The sequence below is a fragment of the Sphingomonas kyeonggiensis genome, assembly GCF_014196745.1.
Taxonomy (GTDB): Bacteria; Pseudomonadota; Alphaproteobacteria; order Sphingomonadales; family Sphingomonadaceae; genus Sphingomonas; species Sphingomonas kyeonggiensis.
This window is the reverse complement of the sequence record NZ_JACIEH010000006.1, coordinates 86,422-103,409: the sequence shown is the minus strand read 5'-3', so window position 1 is coordinate 103,409 and position 16,988 is coordinate 86,422. Positions and strand designations below refer to the sequence as shown.

The window sequence follows — 16,988 nt, the reverse complement described above, 5'->3', positions numbered from 1 at the left end:
GACCCATCGCATCCCCCTTTCGCGGCGCGTGCGGCGTGACGCTCGTCCGGCTCAACAAGCCGTTCGGTGTCCTGAGCCAGTTCACCGATCGCGGCACGGAGACGGCGCGCGCCACCCTGTCCGACCTGATCGACATGCCCGGCATCTATCCGGCCGGCAGGCTGGACCGGGACAGCGAGGGGCTGCTGCTGCTCACCGACGATGGCAGGCTGCAGGCGCGGATCGCCAATCCGAAGTTCAAGCTGCCCAAGACCTATCTCGTCCAGGTCGAGGGCGAGCCGGGCGAGGACGCGCTGCACCGGCTGCGCACCGGCGTAGTGCTGAAGGACGGCCCGACGCTTCCGGCCGAGGCCGAACGGATCGAGGCGCCCGAGCTGTGGCCGCGCGATCCCCCGGTCCGCTACCGCGCGAGCATTCCCGATTGCTGGATCCGGCTGACGATCCGCGAGGGACGCAATCGCCAGGTGCGCCGGATGACCGCGGCGGTGGGCCATCCCACCCTGCGACTGGTGCGGTGGAGCATCGGCGACTGGTCGATCGCCGACCTGCCGACCGGCGAATGGCGCGTGGTTTGAGGCTCCGCGGCAGCCGCTAGTGCAGATGCGGCAGCCGCCATGCGCCGAGCAGCGCGGCGGCGCGCAGCGCGAAGATGACCAGGGCGCCGACCGCGCCCGCCACGTCCTGGCGCAGCTGGAAGCGGCGGACCAGTATGACGATGAGGGCCGCGCCGGCGATGGCGGCGGTGGCGTAGAAATCCTCGTGCAGGACCTTGGGCACCCGGGCGACCAGCACGTCCCGCAGCATGCCGCCGCCACAGCCATTGACGGTGGCGATGATCACCACCGAGGCGCTGTTGAGCCTGTAGTCGAGGCATTTGCGCGTGCCGGCGACCGCAGCGAGCGCGAGGCCGCCACCTTCGAACACATCGACCAGCAGCGGCGGCGTGAAGCTGCCGACCTCGCCCAGGACGAGCGAGGCGAGGACGACGAGGCAGGTCGCCGCGAGCGCCAGCGCGGCATAGCGCCAGTCGCGGAACGGCGCGGGCGGATGCTCGCCGAGCAGCAGGTCGCGGAGCACCGCACCGCCGACCGAGCCGACGAACGACAGCACGAGGATGCCGAACAAGTCGAAATCGGCCTGCACCGCGGTCAGCGCGCATTCGACGGCGAGCACGAAGGTCGCCGCGAGATCGACGATGTCCAGCACCCGATCCCGGATGCGGCTGGCGGCGGTGTCATCGAGCTTCATGGAGGGGTCTCCGCTGGCGCGTGGTGGAGGCTAGTGGAGCGGGAGACTGGGCTCAACCGGGAGTTCAGAGTCCAGAATGGAGCAGGTTCGAGAACAACAAGTCGAGGTTCCGCTACCATCGCAATCCTCCCCCTGAGGGGGAGGGGGACCAGCCACAGGCTGGTGGAGGGGTAGCGCGCCACATGCTGCACGGTCCGAAGCGAACGCAAGCACGCGCAGCCACGCTGCGCCAGTCGATGAGCCTCCCGGAGGTGTTGCTGTGGCAGGAGCTGCGTAAACGCCCCTCCGGTCTGCGGTTTCGGCGCCAGCATCCTGCGGGGCGCTATGTGCTCGACTTCTATTGCCCGAGGCATCGGCTAGCGATCGAGGTGGACGGCGAGGCCCATTCACGCGGAGACAGACCGAGGCGCGATGCGGTTCGTGACGAATGGCTGCGTGCGCAGGGCGTGCGGGTTTGCCGGCTGGCGGCGGCGGAAGTCCTCGCCGATACGGGCACGGTAGTTCGGCACATCATCGACATCGCTGGCGGAGATTACCCCTCCACCGCCTTCGGCGGTCCCCCTCCCCCTCCGGGGGAGGATTGAGGTGGTAGCGCCAACGTGACGTCGCGGCTAAGCTCCTTCCCGCATGGGCAAGAGGCGTATCCTGATCGTCGGCGGGGGCACCGCGGGGTGGCTGACCGCGGCCTATCTCGCGCGGTTCCTCGACATCGCCGATCATGCCCAGCTCGAGATCAGCCTGCTCGAATCGCCGGAGCTGGGCATCATCGGGGTGGGCGAAGGCACCTTCCCCACCATCCGGTCGACGCTGAAGTTCCTCGGCATCGACGAGACCCGCTTCATCCGCGCGACCTCGGCGACGTTCAAGCAGGGCATCCGCTTCAACGACTGGCTGCACGCCCCCCAGGCCGACGGCACGCGCCACCAGTATCTCCATCCATTCGAGGCGCCCTTCTACACCGAGGGGGCCAGCCTGGTGCCCTATTGGCTGCTGCAGGATGCCGAGACGCGCCCGCCCTTCGCCGCGGCGGTGACGATCCAGAACCGTGTCGCCGAGAGCCGGCGCGCGCCGAAGAAGCAGGGCGAGGGCGAGTTCTCCGGGCCGCTCAACTATGCCTATCATTTCGACGCCGCCCGGCTGGCCAAGGTGCTGCAGGCGCGCGCCACCGAGCTGGGCGTGCGGCATCTGGCCGGGCTGCTCACCGATGTCGAGCTGGACGCGGACGGGGCGATTGCCCGGGTGCTCACCCGTGAGCAAGGCGCGCTGGAGGCGGACCTCTATATCGACTGCTCGGGCTTCCGGGCGGAGCTGATCGGCAAGGCGTTGGGCACGCCGTTCAAGTCGGTGCGCGACGTGCTGTTCGTCGACCGGGCGCTCGCCTGCAAGATCCCGTACGGCGATCCCGACGCGCCGATCGAGAGCTTCACCATCGCCGCGGCGCACGCGGCGGGCTGGACCTGGGACATCGGACTGGAAGGCGCGCGCGGCATCGGCACGGTCTATTCCTCCGCCCATATGTCCGACGACGAGGCGGCGCAGGTGCTGCGGACCTATGTGGGCCATGACGATTTCTCGGCGCGGCTGCTGTCGTTCGAGCCCGGCTATCGCGAAGCGCAATGGGTGCGGAACTGCGTCGCGGTGGGCCTGTCGGGCGGGTTCGTCGAGCCGCTGGAATCGACCGGCGTGCTGCTGATCGAGGCGGCGGTGGCGATGATCGCCGAGCTGTTCCCGCACAACGGCCCGGTCGATGCCCCGGCGAAGCGCTTCAACCAGCTGATCGTCGGGCGCTATGAGCGGATCATCAGCTTCCTGAAGCTGCATTACTGCCTGAGCCGGCGCGACGAGCCGTTCTGGCGCGACAATGCCGATCCGGCCTCGATCCCCGAGGCGCTGCAGGAACTGCTGCGGCAATGGCGCCACCGGCCGCCGGGCCGCTTCGACTTCCTGCTCGACCTCGAGAGCTTCGCCTTCTTCAACTATCAGTACATCCTCTACGGGATGGACTTCCGCACCGACCTGTCGGGCGGACGCGGCGATTTCCCCAATGTCGCGGCGGCGGAGAAGCTGTTCGCGCGGATCCGCGGGTTCGGCGAGCGGGCGACCGAGGACCTGCCGACGCACCGGGCGTTGATCCGGGCGATCAACGCCTAGCGGTCATCCCTCCCCGTAATCGTCATCCCGGCGAAAGCCGGGATCTCAGGCAAAGGCGCGGGAAGGAGCCGCACGAGATCCCGACTTTCGTCGGGATGACGAATGGGGCGCCGGGATGACGGTTGTGGGGTGCCTGACGGCTTTGGGAACGGCCACCGCGCCGGTCAGAGTATCCAGTCCAGCTGGACGAAGAGCTTGTTGGTATCCGTGGCGAACTGCTTCGCCTTGTAGCGGCCGTAGCGGGCGGAGAGCGCGTAGCGGCCGTGCTTCATGCCGGCGATGAAGTCGAACTCGTCGCCATAACGCTGGTCGAGCCGGTCGCTGCGGAAGCGGTGGTAGATCACGCCGATGTTGATCGCGTCGAGCGGGCCGACCTTTTTCCAGGCATAGCCCACATTACCGTAGAGATCGCGCAGACCGTTCGGCGGGTTCGTGCCGAACTTCCCGGCCCAGCCGTTGAACTTGAACAGCGGCGCGAGCGGGGTCTGGACGCTGGTGAGCGCAACACCCTTGTCGGCGCCAAGCACTTCGTGGCCGGCAATCAGGGTGAGCCCGCCCGCCATGAGCTTGGCCTCGCCCATCCAATAGGCTGCGGCGTAGCGATTGGGATTGCGGTGGTAATTGCTCTGCCGCGCCCAACTGGCGGCATAGCCGAGCGACACACCCTTGCCGAGCGGCTGGCTGCCGGTGAAGCGCGCACCATAGGTCTGGGTCGACAGGCGGAAGCCCTGCACCGCGGCTTCATCCTGATCGACCAGATATGCGAAGCCGCTGAGCGTGCCCACCTTGGTGCCATAATTGACCAGCGCGAAGACATTGTCGCCGCCGATCGCCTGCGGCCGGGAGCCGCGGCCTTGGCGGCCGTCCGTGGTGCGGACGCTCCAACTATACGCCACGTCCGTGCTCAGCCCGAGCGGCTTGCCGTACTGGAAGCGCACCGAGTCATAGGTCCGCTCGCTCTGGCGCCACGGCGCGTTGCCGACAAAGCGATCATCGGCGAAGTTGAGACGCTGGCGCCCGGCGGTGATCGCCAGCCCGTCCTTGCCGGCATAGCGGAGCTGGGCGCGATTGAGCTCGAGATTCTCGGCATCGGGGACCAGCGGATAGCGGGTCTTGCCGTTGAACCCGTCATTATAGCTGTTGGTCAGCGCGACCACGGCATCGACATCGACCAGCGCCGTCCAGTTCCGCCAGCTCGCCGCCACGCCCGGACGGACGCGCAGCGTCACCGCATCGGCGTCCTCGGGCATGCCGTCCTGCTCGAAATGTTCCCAGCGCAGCCGGATATCCAGGTTGGGCGTGAACTTCACTTCCTGTGCCCGCGCCGTGCCGGCGACGAGCAACCCCATAGCGCAAACCAGCGCTTTCTTCATTCTGCTTTCCTCGAAAAGAACCCGCCCCTTCTTTATAGAACGGGGCGGGTGGAGGAGGACTTCTTCAGGCGGCTGCGAGCTGCGGTTCGGGCTCGCCGCGGGCGCCGAGTTCACCGGTCGCGCGCGCCTTGCGGCCATAGACCAGCTCGAACAGCGGGGTGGCCATCACGGTGGTGACGATCGCCATCAGCACCAGCATCGAGAAGAGCGTGGGGCCGATAATGCCCTTCTGCAGGCCGATGTTGATGATGATCAGCTCCATCAGGCCGCGCGAATTCATCAGCGCGCCGATGCCCAGTGCGGTGCGATTGTCCTCGCCGGCGAGGCGGGCGGCGCCCCAGCAGGCACCGAACTTGGCGAGGATCGACACGGCGAGCACGCCCAGCGCGATCAGCAGCAGCTCGACCGAGTTGACCATGTCCATCCGGGTGTTGAGGCCCGAATAGGTGAAGAACATCGGCAGCAGCAGGACGACCGCAATCGGCTCGACCTTGCGCTGCAACTCGCGGACGAACAGGCCGCGCGGCATGCAGACGCCCATCAGGAAGCCGCCGAAGATCGCGTGGATGCCGATCGCGTCCATGAAGAAGGCCGAGGCGCAGAACAGCATCATCGTGACCGCGAGCATGCCCGTGGTCATCTCGCCCTTCTCCTCGACGATGCGGCCGAGCGGGGCGAGCAGCTTGCGGCCCCAGATCAGCATGAAGGCGGAGTAGATCACCGCGCCACCGATCGCGAGCACGGCCACGCCCGGGCCGGCACCGAAGGTCGCCAGCACCAGCGCCAGCACGCACCAGGAGGCGGCGTCGTCGAACGCGCCGGCGGTCAGCGAGAGCGTACCGAGCGACGAGTTGGCGAGGCCGTTCTCGTTGATGATGCGGGCGAGCATCGGGAATGCGGTGAGCGCGATGCAGGCGCCCATGAACAGCGTGGCGTTCGACTGGCTGATGCCGGGCGTGAACAGCCCCGGCACGGTCAGCAGGAACGGCGTGATCAGCGCGGCGAGCAGGAACGGTGCGACGATGCCGGCGGCCGAGACGCCCGCGGCGCTCTTCGCCTTCGACTTGAAGTGATCGAGGTTCAACGTGAGGCCGACCATGAACATGTAGAGGCCGACGCCGAGCTGCGCGCCGGTGTAGAGCACGTTGCGCGTTTCCTTGGGGAAGATCGCGAGCTGCAGATCGGGGAAGAACAGGCCGAACAGCGACGGGCCGAGGACGACGCCGGCGATCATCTCGCCGACCACCTGGGGCTGCTTCAGGAGCTTCTGGCCGAGCCAGCCGACCACGCGGCAGGCGAGAATGATGATCGCCAGCTGCAGGAAGAAATGGATGCTGTAGTCGCCGGGCGCATAGCTCTTCGCGGCGTTCACCGCGGGGCCGTGCGGACTGAGCACATCGGTCAACGCATGCCAGGCACTGTTCAATAGATCGAGCATTAAACCTCCCCCGAAATCCTCGTTGCGCGGCGCTTGGGCGCCTGTCGCTGAGCCTTAGGGAGCGCCGGGCTGCAGGTTCGTGCAACTGTATTTTGTCTGCGCAGATGCATTTTTCCGGGGATCGGCAGCTTAGTGTTGCAACCGGCGCACACAGTAGTAACGTACCTACATGACAACGCGGACAATCTAGGTACGTAGGCACAAAATGAAGGTCATCACCAGCCGCGAATTCAACCAGGACGTCAGTGCCGCCAAGCGACTCGCGCGGGCCGAACCGGTGTTCGTCACCGATCGCGGCCGGCCGACGCACGTGCTGATGAGCATCGACCAGTTCCGGCAATTGAGCGGCCAGCGCGAGAGCATCGTCGACCTGCTCGCCATGCCGGCCGGCAGCCCCGATGCCGAGCTGGCACCGCCGGGGCGCTGGTGATGTTCCTGCTCGACACCCCTATCGTCTTCGAGCTGCGCAACGCGCGGGCCGGCACCGCCGAGGCGGGGCTGACCGCCTGGGCATCGGGCGTTGCGCGCGAGCGGCTGTTCCTCTCGGCGATCAGCCTGGTCGAGCTGGAGACCAGCGCCGCCGAGGCCGCGCGGCGCGACAAGACGGCGGGCGCGGCGTTCCGCAGCTGGATCGACACGCAGGTGCTCCCGGCGTTCGAGGGCCATGTGCTGCCGCTCGACGCAGCGGTGGCGCGGCGGCGCGGGCAGCTCGCCCTTGCCGAGACCCGCGACGCACTGCTCGCCGCCACCGCGCTCGAGCACGGACTCACCCTGGTCACCCGCAATACCGGTGCCTTCAAGGGTGTGCGGGTGAAGCTGTTCGATCCGCGCGGCTATACCCCCGATGCCGCCGACGAGGATGGCGACTGGCGCGACGCCGCCCGAACCGGGCCACTTTGGTTCAAAAATCTGTTCGTCCGGGCCTGATCCCGCATCCAATCCACCCGCAGGTGCGTATTTCCTGCTTCACCAAGATTTAGACAATCTGTGGCAAAGGAGATGCCATGGGGCCCAAGCTTAAACCTATATTCCATGCACTGGCACCGCTGCTGCGCGGCGAAAAGCAACGCCAGGCCGCGGTCGACAAGCATCGCGACGCGATCGGCAAGCGATCGCCAGCGCTGCAGGCGATCGTGGATGAGGTGGCCGCGCTGTTCGGCACCGTATCGGGGGTGGTCACGCTGATCGACCGCCAGACCCAGCACATCCTCGCCTGCCATGGCCCGGAGCTGACCTCCGGTCCGCGCGACATATCCTTTTGCGGCCACACGATCGCGAACCCCAAGGACATCATGTGCGTGTTCGACGCGGCGAACGATCCGCGCTTCGCGGGCAATCCGCTGGTGCTCGGCTCGCCGAACATCCGCTTCTATGTCGGCATGCCGATGCTCTCGCCCGAGGGCGAGGCGCTGGGCGCGCTCTGCGCGATCGATTCCCATCCGCGGATGAAGCTGCTGCCCGAGCAGAGCAAGCGCCTGCGCGAGCTGGCCCTGCAGGCCGCGGAGATCCTCGCCATCGAGCGCCGGCAGGACTAGGCCACCACATTCACCGCATTGGAAGTTATCGCATGCTTCCGGAATTCCTTCCCCCTCCGGGGGAGGATTGATTGGGGCGACGTGGTGGATACGGCCCTAGGACGTCACCTCTCGCCGGAAGCTGTTGTTGCGCAGCACGTCGGCGACGCGGCGCACCAGTTCCTCGGGCTCGAAAGGCTTGGGCAGATAGTCGTTGGCGCCCGCTCCCATCGCCTCGTCGATCGCCTGCTCGCTGCCCTTGGCGGAGAGCATCAGGATCGGGGTGAGATACAGCGCCGGCAACCGGCGCAGCGCCTTGAGGATATCGACGCCCTGCATGCCCGGCAGCGACTGATCGAGTATCACCAGATCGGGCTTCTTGAAGGCAATGGTGTCGAAGGCGAGCGTGCCGTGATTGATCACGCCGACGATGTGGCCCGCCGCGCTCAGCACCTGCTGCACCACGGCCCCGACCAGCTCGTCGTCCTCGACATAGATGATGCGCGCCATGGCTCAGGCCGCCTTTGCCAGCATTTCCTCGACCCGGAAGACGAGCTCGTCCGGATCGAAGGGCTTCTTGAGATATTCGTTGGCGCCGGCGAAGCGCGCGAGCTCCTCGTCGCGGTCGCTGCGGCGGCCGGTGAGCATCATCACGGGCAAATCAGCGAAGTCCGGCATCTTGCGCAGCTCCTGGACCAGGAGAACGCCGGACAGCTCGGGCATGTTGCAATCGAGGATCACCAGATCGGGCCGCCGCGCCTTGATCACGCGCAGCGCCTCGGCGCCGTCCTTGACCAGCCCGGCGCCGTGCCCGGCCGCGATCAGCGCGTCACGGGCAATCTCGCCGACGATCTCATCGTCGTCCGCAATGATGATACGCGCCATTATTCCTCACATATCCGCACGGTTCGCCGCCATCCCAATCTAAATTATAACGCTCGGACGCGCCTTGGTTGCTCGCCCGTGTCCAAATTTGTGGCGATTGTGTCTTTCCGGCGTTTTGCAGGAAACCGCAGAATTCGGCGTTAAGGATTTTTTCCTAGGAGTGGCATCGATGGCCGAGACACTGACGCGCCGCTCCCAATGGATCCTCGCCGCCGCGCTGGCGCTGCTCGCCTTCACGGCGGGTTCGGGCGTCTGGCTGTTCGCGCAGAAGCAGAATGCCGACAATTGGGTGCGTCACACCTTCCAGGTTTCGGACCATTTGTCGCGCGTGCGCATCCTGACGCTACGCGCCGAAGTCTATCGCCGCGGCTATCTGCTCACCGGCGATCCCGATGCGCGCAAGAACATCGAGGCGATCAAGCGCGCGCTGCCGGGCGCGCTGGCCGAGCTCGAGGACATGACCGACGACAATCCGCGCCAGCGCGAACGCGTCGCCTATTTCGCCGCGCTGATCCGCCAGCGACTGGTGGAGACCGAGCAGACGCTGGCGATGCGCGGCGCCAATCGCGCCGCCGAAGCGACCTCGATCCTGGCCAGCGAGGCGAACCGCCGGGAAACCGCGCGGATGCTCGCGCAGATCGGCCAGATCCGCGACGAGGAACAGCGGCTGCTCAACGAGCGCCTGGCGCGCGCCCGCGGACTGGAAGCGCCGATCCAGCTCGCCGGCATCGTCAGCGGGCTGCTCGTCCTGCTGCTCGCCTGGCTGATCTCGCGCGAACGCCGCGAGCGGGTGACGATATTGCGCGACGCCAATCGCCGGCTGCACGACGACATCTCGCGGCGCCAGGTGGTCGAGGCCGAGCTCGCCCTGCTCGCGATGAACGCGACCGACGCGGTGCTGCGCTTCGACCTGGACGGCGTCTGCATCTATGCCTCCCCCTCCACCGAAGCGGTGCTCGGCGTCGAGCCCACCCATGTGCTGGGCAGGCAGATCGGCTTCGGCGTGTCGGCCGAACATCGCGCCGAGATGTACGAGTTCCAGCATCTGCTCAGCACCGGCGAGCTGGAGCGCGGGGTGATCACCTATCGCACCCATCTGCTCGACCCGACCGCGCCGACCCAGTGGGTGGAGGCGCATTGCGGGCTGGTCCGCGATCCCGCCACCGGCGCGCCGGCCGAAATCATCGCCTCGCTGCGCGACGTGACGCGCCGCAAGGAACTGGAGCACGAGCTGGAAGCCGCGCGGGCACGGGCGGAGCATGCGATGGAGGCCAAGTCGAGCTTCCTCGCCAATATGAGCCACGAGATCCGCACCCCGATGAACGGCGTGCTGGGCTTTGCCGACCTGCTGCTCGCCAGCGACCTGCCGCCCGAACAGCATCGCCACGCCCAGCTGATCGTCGATTCGAGCCGGGCGATGATGCGACTGCTCAACGACATTCTCGACCTTTCCAAGATCGAGGCGGGGCTGATGCAGGTGAACGCCGAGCGCATCGACCTGCGCCATGCACTGAAAGGCTGCATCAAGCTGATCGAGCCGGCCGCCGCGCAAAAGGGGCTGGCGCTGGAATTCCATGTCGATCCCGCCCTGCCCCGCTTCGTGATGGTCGACGGGCTGCGGCTGCGCCAGGTCGCGCTCAACCTGCTGGGCAATGCGGTGAAGTTCACCGGCCAGGGCAAGGTCACGCTCTGCGCGAACCGGTCGGAGAACGAGGACGGCACGCCGCGCATCGACATCGCCGTGGCCGATACCGGCATCGGCATCCCGCCCGACCGCCACGCCGCGATCTTCGAGCAGTTCGTCCAGGCCGAGCAATCGACCGCCGGCCGCTATGGTGGAACGGGGCTGGGGCTGGCGATCAGCAGCCGCCTCGCCGCGCTGATGGGGGGCGAGCTCGGGCTGAAGAGCCAGATCGGCGAAGGCAGCACCTTCACCTTGTGCCTGCCGCTGGTCGAAGCCGAAGGCGATGCCGGCGACGACGTCGCCGCGCGCGGCCCGGAACGCGCGGTGCATGCGCTCAAGGTGCTCGTCGCCGAGGATCACGACGTCAACCAACTGCTGATGCAGGAGATGCTCGGGCGGCTGGGGCATGACGCGACGATCGTCGCGGACGGCGCGGCCGCGCTGGAGGCGGTGACCGCGGCGAATGGCGGCGGGCGCCCGTTCGATCTGGTGCTGATGGACATGCAGATGCCGGTACTCGACGGGATCAGCGCGGCGCGTGCGATCCGCGGCGCGGGGATCGCGGCGGCGCGGCTGCCGATCCTGGCGCTCACCGCCAATGCCTATGCCGACGATGTCGCCGCCTGTCTCGAGGCGGGAATGCAGGCGCACCTCGCCAAGCCGATCCAGCTGGCCGACCTTTCCACCGCGATCGAGCGCTGGGCGCCAACTTCGGACGCGCCCGCCCCTGCGGCCGAGGCAACGCCGGCGATGACGATCTCGCCCGCGCTGTGGGAGAAGTTCGCGGCGCGCAAGGCCGAGCTGGTCGCCGCGACCGAGGCGTTTCTCGCCGGCGAGCGGGGCGATACGGAGACCGGAACGCTGGCCGGGCTGCTCCACAAGTTCGCGGGATCGGCCGGATTGTTCGGCCAGGCCGAGCTGGGCAGCAAGGCGTCGGCGCTGGAGGATGCGCTGGAGACCGCGCCGGCTGGGGACCGGGCTGGGTTGGTTGGGGCGTTTCTGGACGAGTTGCGGGGCTGATTGATCCTTCCCGGAAGGGGAGGATTTGAGGGCTCCTACCCCTCCATCCCCGCCAGCGTCTCGCGCTTGATGCGCTTGGCCAGGCTCCATTTGTGGACCTCGGTCGGGCCGTCATAGATGCGGAAGGCACGGATCTCGCGGAAGACCTGCTCGACGATCGTGTCGCCCGAGACGCCGGTGCCGCCCATCACCTGGACGCAGCGGTCCGACACGCCGAACAGCAGGTCCGACACCGCGACCTTGGCCATCGAGCTCTCCGCGATGCCCGGCGCGCCGCCGTCGAGGACGCCGGCGCACCAGTCGATCATCAGCCAGGCCTGTTGCAACGCGATCCGGTTGTCGGCGAGCATGAAGCCGACACCCTCGTGATCGATCAGCGGCTTGCCGAAAGCGTGGCGTTTGACCGCGTACCGGCACGCGATCTCGTGCGCGCGGGTCGCGGCGCCGAGCCAGCGCATGCAATGGGTGAGCCGCGCCGGGGCGAGGCGGACCTGGGCGTAGTCGAAGCCCTTGTGCGGCTCGCCGAGGATCTGGTCGGCGGGGACGCGCAGGCCCTCGATCGCCACGATCGAATGGCCGCCGGGCATCGAGCTGTCGATCGTGTCGAGCACGCGCTCGATGCGGACGGCGGGATCGGGCAGGTCGACCAGGAACAGGGTGGCGCCTTCCTCCGTCTTGGCCATGACGATGCCGATTTTCGCCCCTTGCGCGCCGGTGATGAATGCCTTGCGGCCATCGATCACCCAGTGATTGCCATCCTGCCGGGCGACGGTCTGCATCATCGAGGGATCGGAGCCGGCGCCGCCGTCACTGGCGGGCTCGGTCATGAAGAACGCCGAACGGGCGGTGCCGGCGATGAGGGGATCAAGGAAGCGCTGCTTCTGCTCGGACGTGGCGACGCGGCCTAGCAGATACATATTGCCTTCGTCGGGGGCGGCGACGTTGAGCGCCACCGGGCCGAGCGGGGACAGGCCGGCGGCGCGCAGGACATGGGCGGTCTCGCGATGGGTGAGATGCGCGCCGTTCGCGATGTGCGGGGTGAGCAGGCCGGCGGCGCGGGCATGGGTGCGGAGTTCGGTGACGAGGTCTTCGGAGGGGCCGTGCGGGGTGCAGCGGGGGTCGCGCTCATAGGGGACGATGGTTTCGCGGACGAAGGCTTCGACCTGGGTGGCGATTTCCGGGGGATTCATTTGCGACCTCGACATTGGGAAATCCTCCCCCTCCGGGAGAGGATTTGTTGCGTTAAAAATAGCCCGGCTCTTCCCACCAGGGGAAATAGTCCGGCATGCCGTTCGACACGCGGTCCGGAAACACTGCCGGGCGTTTCTCGAGGAACGCCACCACCCCTTCGCGGGCATCGCCGCTGCGGCCGCGGGCGAGGACGCCGCGGCTGTCGACGCGGTGCGCTTCCATCGGGTGCGCCATACCGAGCCCGCGCCACAGCATCTGGCGGGTGAGCGCGATCGATACCGGGGCGGCATTGTCGACGATCTCGCGGGCCAGCGCGCGGGCGGCGGGGAGCAGGTCGTCGGGGGCGTGGAGCGAGCGGACCAGCCGCCCTTCCCGCGCTTCTTCGGCCTCCAGCAAGCGCCCGCTCATGCACCATTCGAGCGCACGGTCGATTCCGGCGATGCGCGGCAGGAACCACATCGACGCGCCTTCGGGGACGATCCCGCGCCTTGCGAAGACGAAGCCGAAACGGGCGGTTTCGCTGGCGAGGCGGATGTCCATCGGCAGCAGCATCGTAGCCCCGATGCCGACCGCCGGGCCGTTGACCGCGGCGACCACCGGCTTGAGGCTCTCGAAGATGCGGAGCGTCAGGCGGCCGCCATAGTCGCGGGCATGCGGGCTGGCATAGTCGATCGAGCCGTCGGCGCGGATCGGGGAGTCGGGGCCGCCGGCGGCGTCGAATACCTTGGCGCCCATTTCGAGATCGGCGCCGGCGCAGAAAGCCCGGCCCTCGCCGGTGACGATCACCGCGCCGACTTCATCATCCGCATCGGCGCGGTCGAACGCATCGATCATCTCCTCCATCATCCGGATCGAGAAAGCGTTGAGCTTGTCGGGGCGGTTGAGGGTGAGCGTGGCGATGCCCTGGGCGACTTCGTAGCGGATCTGCTGATAGTCCATCACTTGCGCACCGAGATCGTCTGGGCGTTGGTATATTCGAGCAGGCCCTCGGTGCCGTTCTCGACGCCGATGCCCGATTGCTTGTGCCCGCCGAACGGCGCCCAGGGGGTGACGTGCTGGGCTTCGTTGATCCAGACGGTGCCGGTATCGAGCCGCTCGGCAATGGCGAGCGCAGCCTCGGTGTCGGCCGACCAGACCGAGCCGGCCAGGCCATAGTCGCTGTTGTTGGCGCGGGCGATGACGTCCTCGACATCGTCGAAGCGGATCAGCGGGAGGATCGGGCCAAAGGCTTCCTCGGCCACCACGCGGCTCTCCTCCGGCGGATTGTCGACCAGGGTGACGGGCACGAAATAGCCCTTCCCTTCGGGCAGCTCGCCACCAGCGAGAAAGGTCAGGCCCTCGGCCCTCGCATCCTCGACCAGCGCCTTTACCCGCTCATATTGCGCACGGTTCTGGACCGGGCCGAGGTCGGTGCCCTGCTCCAGGCCGTTGCCGGTCTTCACCCGGTTGGCGATCGCGGTCAGTTCGGCGGCGAGCGCGTCATAGGCAGTGTCGTGGATATAGAGCCGCTTGGTCGCGATGCAGACTTGGCCGTTATTCCCGAACGCCGACCAGAACAGCGGCTCGGCGACCTTGGCGACATCGACATCGCCGAGCACGATCGCCGCGTCATTGCCGCCCAGTTCGAGCGTGACGCGCTTCAGATTGGCGGCAGCGCTGGCCATCACCCGCTTGCCGGTGGCGGTGGAGCCGGTGAAGCTGATCTTGTCGATGCCGGGATGCGCGGTCATCCAGGGCCCGAGCTGGTCGCCGCCGCTGACCACGTTGAACACGCCAGCTGGAAGATGCGGGCGCATCAGCTCGCCGAGCTTGAGCATGGTCAGCGGAGTGAAGGGTGACGGCTTGATCACCAGCGTGTTGCCGGTAAGCAGCGCGCCGGCGATCTTCCACACGCCGAGCAGCATCGGGAAATTCCACGGCACGATTCCGCCGACCACCCCGATCGGCACGCGACGGGTCTCGGAACGGCGATCGGGCGTGTCCTCGTTCACCAGCACCGGGATTTCCTGTTTGGCGACGCTGGCGGCCCAGAAGGCAGCACCGAGCAGTTCCTCGGTCGCCTTGCCGACCGGGCGCCCCTGTTCCTGGGTGAACAGCCGGGCAAATTGATCGAGATTGGTGGAAATCACTTCGGCGATCTTCGCCACCGCGGCGCGGCGCTGGTCGATCGGCGTCGCACGCCAGCCGGGAAAGGCGGCGCGGGCGGCGGCGACCGCGGCGTCGAGCTCGGCCGCGCTGCAATCGGGGGCTTCCGCTACGGCTTGCTCGGTTGCGGGATTGAGCACCGCGATCGTCGCGCTACCGGACACCGGCGCGCCATCGATCGTCATGGTGAAATCGCGGTCGAACGCGGTCATTTCCCTCTCCTCCAGTCTCTGTTTGCGGCGAGCATAGAACGGCCCTGCAAAGACAGCCACTATTTACTTAGTCAGGTGATTAACGCCGTTGATCGCGCTAGCCGGGGCTGGTACCGCTGATTCGAAAACACACAGGAGCAGGATGATGGCAGCACCTACCGCCTATATTGTCGAAGCCGTTCGCACGGCGGGAGGGCGGCGCGGCGGCAGGCTGGCCGGATGGCACCCGGCCGACATGGCGGGCGAAGTCCTCAACGCCGTCGCCGATCGCAGCGGCATCGATCCGGCGGCGATCGAAGACGTGATCATGGGCTGTGTGAGCCAGGGCGGCGAGCAGGGCTTCCAGGTGGGGCGCAACGCCGTGCTCGCCTCGCGCCTGCCCGAGAGCGTGCCGGCGGTGACGATCGACCGCCAGTGCGGCAGCTCGCAACAGGCGATCCAGTTCGCGGCGCAGGCGGTGCTCTCGGGCACGCAGGACGTGGTGATCGCCGCCGGTGTGGAGAGCATGACCCGCGTGCCGATGGGCTCCACCGGCGCGCTGTTCGCCCAGGCCGGGCTCGGCGGGCCGAAGTCGCCGAAGCAGGAGGCGCGCTATCCGGGCGTGCAGTTCAGCCAGTTCATGGGCGCCGAGATGATGGCGCGAAAGCACGGCTTCACCCGGGAGCTGCTCGACGCCTATGCGCTGGAGAGCCATCGCCGGGCAGCAGCGGCGACCGAGCGCGGCGACTTCGATGCCGAGATCGTGGCGCTGGAAGTCGAGACGCCCGAGGGGCCGGCGCTCCACACCCGCGACGAAGGCATCCGCTATGACGCGACCGCCGAAAGCATCGGCTCGGTCAAGCTGCTCGCCGAGGGTGGGATGATCAGCGCGGCCAATGCCAGCCAGATCTGCGACGGCGCCAGCGCGGTGCTGATCGTGTCCGAAGCAGCACTCAAGGCGCATGGCCTGACGCCGCTGGCACGCATCCACAACCTGACCGTGACCGGCGGCGATCCGGTGATCATGCTCGAGGAGCCGCTGTTCGCGACCGACCGGGCGCTCAAGCGTGCCGGCATGAGCATCGACGAGATCGACCTGTACGAAGTCAACGAAGCCTTCGCGCCGGTGCCGCTTGCCTGGCTCAAGCATGTCGGCGGCGATCCGGCGAAGCTCAACGTCAATGGCGGCGCGATCGCACTGGGGCATCCGCTCGGCGCCTCGGGCACCAAGCTGATGGCGACCCTGGTGCATGCGCTGCACAAGCGGGGCTTGCGCTACGGACTGCAGACGATGTGCGAGGGCGGCGGCCTGGCGAACCTCACGATCGTCGAGCGGCTTTGAGATCAATGGAGGGGATGGATGAAGCTCGATAACAATGTGGCCGCGGTGGTGACCGGCGGTGCTTCGGGACTGGGTGCGGCGACGGCGCGGGCGCTGGCAGCCAAGGGCGTGAAGGTCGCGATCTTCGACCTGCAGAAGGAAAAGGGCGAGGCCGTCGCCGCCGAGATCGGCGGGGTGTTCTGCGAAGTGAACGTGACGTCGGACGAAAGCGTCGATGCGGGGTTCGCCAAGGCGCGGGCGGCGCATGGCCAGGAGCGCGTGCTGGTCAATTGTGCAGGCACCGGCAATGCGGTGAAGACCGCGAGCCGGGCGAAGGAAGACGGATCGATCCGCCACTTCCCGCTCGAGGCGTTCAACTGGGTGATCCAGATCAACCTGGTCGGCACCTTCCGCTGCATCGCCAAATCGGCGGCGGGGATGCTAACGCTCGACCCGATGGAGGACGGCGAGCGCGGAGCGATCGTCAACACCGCCAGCGTCGCGGCAGAGGACGGGCAGATCGGCCAGGCGGCCTATTCGGCGTCCAAGGGCGGCGTGGTCGGCATGACGCTGCCGATCGCACGCGACCTGATGGGCGAAGGCATCCGCGTGAACACGATCCTGCCGGGCATCTTCGACACGCCGCTGCTCGCTGCCGCACCGCAGCCGGTGAAGGACGCACTGGCGGCCTCGGTCCCCTTCCCCAAGCGACTGGGCCGACCGGAGGAATATGCGGGGCTGGCGCTGTGCATGATCGAGACGGGCTATTTCAACGGCGAGGATGTGCGGCTGGACGGCGGCATCCGGATGGCGCCGCGGTAAAGCTC

17 protein-coding genes are annotated in these 16,988 nt (G+C 67.6%); 9 read left to right on the top strand and 8 right to left on the bottom strand.

The window, feature by feature from the left end; translation table 11 throughout:
* Positions 1-35: 35 nt before the first annotated feature.
* Positions 36-575, top strand: coding sequence for a pseudouridine synthase (locus GGR46_RS24640; protein ID WP_184000752.1), 540 nt, complete (start codon positions 36-38; stop codon positions 573-575).
* A 16-nt stretch (positions 576-591) separates the two neighbouring features.
* Here the strand turns inward: GGR46_RS24640 and GGR46_RS24635 are convergent, their stop codons facing one another.
* The gene (locus tag GGR46_RS24635; RefSeq protein WP_184000751.1) at positions 592-1,248 is read right to left on the bottom strand and encodes a trimeric intracellular cation channel family protein; all 657 of its coding nucleotides are present in this window, start codon (positions 1,246-1,248) and stop codon (positions 592-594) included.
* A 182-nt stretch (positions 1,249-1,430) separates the two neighbouring features.
* Here GGR46_RS24635 and GGR46_RS24630 point away from each other — a divergent pair, with 182 nt between their 5' ends.
* Positions 1,431-1,832: an endonuclease domain-containing protein gene (locus tag GGR46_RS24630; RefSeq protein WP_184000750.1), complete on the top strand. Its 402-nt coding sequence runs from the start codon at positions 1,431-1,433 to the stop codon at positions 1,830-1,832.
* A gap of 43 nt (positions 1,833-1,875) precedes the next feature.
* Positions 1,876-3,399 carry a tryptophan halogenase family protein gene (locus GGR46_RS24625; RefSeq protein WP_184000749.1) on the top strand — a complete coding sequence of 508 codons (1,524 nt, stop codon included), beginning with the start codon at positions 1,876-1,878 and terminating at the stop codon, positions 3,397-3,399.
* Between the two features lie 164 nt (positions 3,400-3,563).
* On the opposite strand, the gene GGR46_RS24620 is transcribed toward GGR46_RS24625, so the two are convergent.
* Positions 3,564-4,772, bottom strand: a complete 1,209-nt coding sequence (locus tag GGR46_RS24620; RefSeq protein WP_184000748.1) for an alginate export family protein — start codon at positions 4,770-4,772, stop codon at positions 3,564-3,566.
* 64 nt (positions 4,773-4,836) lie between these two features.
* Complete coding sequence (locus GGR46_RS24615) at positions 4,837-6,210, bottom strand: cation:proton antiporter (RefSeq protein ID WP_184000747.1); 1,374 nt, start codon at positions 6,208-6,210, stop codon at positions 4,837-4,839.
* A gap of 205 nt (positions 6,211-6,415) precedes the next feature.
* Between GGR46_RS24615 and GGR46_RS24610 the strand changes: the two genes are divergently transcribed.
* The 3 genes from GGR46_RS24610 (at position 6,416) to GGR46_RS24600 (ending at position 7,745) form a co-directional block, all read left to right on the top strand.
* Positions 6,416-6,640 (top strand): type II toxin-antitoxin system Phd/YefM family antitoxin, encoded by a 225-nt coding sequence (locus GGR46_RS24610; RefSeq protein WP_184000746.1) that lies wholly within the window; start codon positions 6,416-6,418, stop codon positions 6,638-6,640.
* Complete coding sequence (locus GGR46_RS24605) at positions 6,640-7,137, top strand: PIN domain-containing protein (protein ID WP_184000745.1); 498 nt, start codon at positions 6,640-6,642, stop codon at positions 7,135-7,137. The genes GGR46_RS24610 and GGR46_RS24605 overlap by 1 nt, the downstream gene beginning before the upstream one ends.
* Before the next feature lie 77 nt (positions 7,138-7,214).
* Positions 7,215-7,745: a GAF domain-containing protein gene (locus tag GGR46_RS24600; protein ID WP_184000744.1), complete on the top strand. Its 531-nt coding sequence runs from the start codon at positions 7,215-7,217 to the stop codon at positions 7,743-7,745.
* Positions 7,746-7,841: 96 nt separating this feature from the next.
* On the opposite strand, the gene GGR46_RS24595 is transcribed toward GGR46_RS24600, so the two are convergent.
* The gene (locus tag GGR46_RS24595; RefSeq protein WP_184000743.1) at positions 7,842-8,234 is read right to left on the bottom strand and encodes a response regulator; all 393 of its coding nucleotides are present in this window, start codon (positions 8,232-8,234) and stop codon (positions 7,842-7,844) included.
* Positions 8,235-8,237: 3 nt separating this feature from the next.
* On the bottom strand, positions 8,238-8,609 hold the full coding sequence (locus GGR46_RS24590; RefSeq protein WP_184000742.1) for a response regulator: 372 nt from the start codon (positions 8,607-8,609) through the stop codon (positions 8,238-8,240).
* A gap of 169 nt (positions 8,610-8,778) precedes the next feature.
* Here GGR46_RS24590 and GGR46_RS24585 point away from each other — a divergent pair, with 169 nt between their 5' ends.
* Positions 8,779-11,313 (top strand): hybrid sensor histidine kinase/response regulator, encoded by a 2,535-nt coding sequence (locus tag GGR46_RS24585; RefSeq protein ID WP_184000741.1) that lies wholly within the window; start codon positions 8,779-8,781, stop codon positions 11,311-11,313.
* A gap of 35 nt (positions 11,314-11,348) precedes the next feature.
* Here GGR46_RS24585 and GGR46_RS24580 read toward each other — a convergent pair whose 3' ends face one another.
* Genes GGR46_RS24580 through GGR46_RS24570 form a run of 3 tightly spaced genes read right to left on the bottom strand, consistent with a single transcriptional unit; the run spans position 11,349 to position 14,861 of the window.
* Complete coding sequence (locus GGR46_RS24580) at positions 11,349-12,503, bottom strand: acyl-CoA dehydrogenase family protein (RefSeq protein ID WP_184000740.1); 1,155 nt, start codon at positions 12,501-12,503, stop codon at positions 11,349-11,351.
* Positions 12,504-12,555: 52 nt separating this feature from the next.
* Positions 12,556-13,443 carry a crotonase/enoyl-CoA hydratase family protein gene (locus tag GGR46_RS24575; protein ID WP_184000739.1) on the bottom strand — a complete coding sequence of 296 codons (888 nt, stop codon included), beginning with the start codon at positions 13,441-13,443 and terminating at the stop codon, positions 12,556-12,558.
* Complete coding sequence (locus GGR46_RS24570) at positions 13,443-14,861, bottom strand: aldehyde dehydrogenase family protein (protein WP_184000738.1); 1,419 nt, start codon at positions 14,859-14,861, stop codon at positions 13,443-13,445. Before GGR46_RS24570 ends, GGR46_RS24575 begins: the two co-directional genes overlap by 1 nt.
* Before the next feature lie 145 nt (positions 14,862-15,006).
* On the opposite strand from GGR46_RS24570, the gene GGR46_RS24565 reads away from it, so the two are divergent.
* The gene (locus tag GGR46_RS24565) at positions 15,007-16,182 is read left to right on the top strand and encodes an acetyl-CoA C-acetyltransferase (RefSeq protein ID WP_184000737.1); all 1,176 of its coding nucleotides are present in this window, start codon (positions 15,007-15,009) and stop codon (positions 16,180-16,182) included.
* An 18-nt stretch (positions 16,183-16,200) separates the two neighbouring features.
* Entirely contained in the window at positions 16,201-16,983 is a 783-nt protein-coding gene (locus GGR46_RS24560; RefSeq protein ID WP_184000736.1) for an SDR family NAD(P)-dependent oxidoreductase, read from the top strand.
* Positions 16,984-16,988: the final 5 nt, after the last annotated feature.

What these genes read in the sequence shown, in the direction of transcription:
- GGR46_RS24610 (WP_184000746.1), top strand. Translation starts at nt 6,416, where the DNA reads ATGAAGGTCATCACCAGCCGCGAATTCAACCAGGACGTCAGTGCCGCC.
- GGR46_RS24600 (WP_184000744.1), top strand. Translation starts at nt 7,215, where the DNA reads ATGGGGCCCAAGCTTAAACCTATATTCCATGCACTGGCACCGCTGCTG.
- GGR46_RS24605 (WP_184000745.1), top strand. Translation starts at nt 6,640, where the DNA reads ATGTTCCTGCTCGACACCCCTATCGTCTTCGAGCTGCGCAACGCGCGG.
- GGR46_RS24595 (WP_184000743.1), bottom strand. Translation starts at nt 8,234, where the DNA reads ATGGCGCGCATCATCTATGTCGAGGACGACGAGCTGGTCGGGGCCGTG.
- GGR46_RS24630 (WP_184000750.1), top strand. Translation starts at nt 1,431, where the DNA reads ATGCTGCACGGTCCGAAGCGAACGCAAGCACGCGCAGCCACGCTGCGC.
- GGR46_RS24635 (WP_184000751.1), bottom strand. Translation starts at nt 1,248, where the DNA reads ATGAAGCTCGATGACACCGCCGCCAGCCGCATCCGGGATCGGGTGCTG.
- GGR46_RS24570 (WP_184000738.1), bottom strand. Translation starts at nt 14,861, where the DNA reads ATGACCGCGTTCGACCGCGATTTCACCATGACGATCGATGGCGCGCCG.
- GGR46_RS24575 (WP_184000739.1), bottom strand. Translation starts at nt 13,443, where the DNA reads ATGGACTATCAGCAGATCCGCTACGAAGTCGCCCAGGGCATCGCCACG.
- GGR46_RS24620 (WP_184000748.1), bottom strand. Translation starts at nt 4,772, where the DNA reads ATGAAGAAAGCGCTGGTTTGCGCTATGGGGTTGCTCGTCGCCGGCACG.
- GGR46_RS24565 (WP_184000737.1), top strand. Translation starts at nt 15,007, where the DNA reads ATGGCAGCACCTACCGCCTATATTGTCGAAGCCGTTCGCACGGCGGGA.
- GGR46_RS24615 (WP_184000747.1), bottom strand. Translation starts at nt 6,210, where the DNA reads ATGCTCGATCTATTGAACAGTGCCTGGCATGCGTTGACCGATGTGCTC.
- GGR46_RS24560 (WP_184000736.1), top strand. Translation starts at nt 16,201, where the DNA reads ATGAAGCTCGATAACAATGTGGCCGCGGTGGTGACCGGCGGTGCTTCG.
- GGR46_RS24585 (WP_184000741.1), top strand. Translation starts at nt 8,779, where the DNA reads ATGGCCGAGACACTGACGCGCCGCTCCCAATGGATCCTCGCCGCCGCG.
- GGR46_RS24625 (WP_184000749.1), top strand. Translation starts at nt 1,876, where the DNA reads ATGGGCAAGAGGCGTATCCTGATCGTCGGCGGGGGCACCGCGGGGTGG.
- GGR46_RS24580 (WP_184000740.1), bottom strand. Translation starts at nt 12,503, where the DNA reads ATGAATCCCCCGGAAATCGCCACCCAGGTCGAAGCCTTCGTCCGCGAA.
- GGR46_RS24590 (WP_184000742.1), bottom strand. Translation starts at nt 8,609, where the DNA reads ATGGCGCGTATCATCATTGCGGACGACGATGAGATCGTCGGCGAGATT.